General features: G+C 48.0%; 1 pseudogene. It reads right to left on the bottom strand.

What is annotated here, in order from left to right:
* Window positions 1-253, bottom strand: a pseudogene (locus tag AAEZ05_RS28460) (DUF3482 domain-containing protein); the annotation flags it as partial.
* Window positions 254-277: the final 24 nt, after the last annotated feature.

The following is a 277-nucleotide window of genomic DNA, read 5'->3' as shown; positions in this document are numbered from 1 at the left end:
GCATAACAGGTATCGCTGCCCACGATAAAATGGTCAACTCATCCTTGTATTTACCCAATACTGGCTCACGCGCATCGACGACATAAACCGCCATATCACTTGCCAGCAATTGGCGGATAACTTTGGCTTCTTGGCTATAGTCCTCATTGCTACTTAACGCATCACCACCTTGAGCGATATCAGCTGCCAAAAATTGCTGTAGACGTTCAATACCATCGCGACGACTGGCGGTATTGTCCTCCAACCAATCCATCAATCCCGATGCGTCCTCTAAACC

Source organism: Pseudomonas sp. HY13-MNA-CIBAN-0226 (assembly GCF_040310305.1).
GTDB lineage: Bacteria > Pseudomonadota > Gammaproteobacteria > Pseudomonadales > Pseudomonadaceae > Aquipseudomonas > Aquipseudomonas gregormendelii.
This window is presented reverse-complemented; position numbering and strand designations above follow the sequence as displayed.